This is a genomic window from Rhodococcus sp. 06-418-5 (assembly GCF_002258285.1).
Classification (GTDB): domain Bacteria; phylum Actinomycetota; class Actinomycetes; order Mycobacteriales; family Mycobacteriaceae; genus Rhodococcoides.
Map to the genome: position 1 here is coordinate 1 of NZ_NOYE01000010.1, position 664 is coordinate 664.

The following is a 664-nucleotide window of genomic DNA, read 5'->3' on the forward strand; positions in this document are numbered from 1 at the left end:
CACCGCATCCTTCTTCGGGCAGTCCTCCCGTCGGCACAAGCATTCCAAGCGGGGTTCGCCGTGCATGCGGGCCATGAACGCATCGCACAGGCGTTCCTTCTTCCCGCGCGGGTCTTTCGGGCACAAGGTGTCGGCCATCTCCTCGAGCAACTGCCACGCAGCGGCAGCTTCCGGGGCGGTCAACTCCGCCCGAATCCGGGCCAGTTCCCCGGCCGGGGTGTAGGTGACGGTGCGGAACCTCTTCGCGAACTCGCGTAGTGCGGCTGCTTCTTCCGGGGCGACCCGCAGCAGGATGTCCCAGATCTCCTTCTCGAGTGGACCCGGCGACAACCGGTGGGCTGCTTCGACGACCTCGGCTTCGACGGAGGTGACGATGTCGTCGGAGAGGTTGTCGAGGATCCGACACACCGTGCGCACCCGCGGAAGGTCGACCTCCCCGGTCTCGAATGCTCTCCGTAGCAGTGGCAATCGCGTGTGCAGGGCGACGGCGATGGACACGTACGATTCGGCGACCGTCGCCGAGCACCCCAACGCGACGGCCATTTCGGTGCGCCCGTAGCGGCTGTAATGCTTGTATTTGATGTCGTGGGTGATCCAGCTCCGATGGACCTCGTAACAGGCGTTGATCTTGCGGGCGGCCTGCCGATTCTCCGCACGCGCGGCA

Annotated in this window: 1 protein-coding gene; it reads right to left on the reverse strand. The window is 65.5% G+C overall.

The genetic code is table 11. The annotated features are described in order from the left end of the window. The coding region (locus CH274_RS05635) for a DUF222 domain-containing protein (RefSeq protein WP_143546530.1) at positions 1–664 on the reverse strand (664 nt) is incomplete at both ends.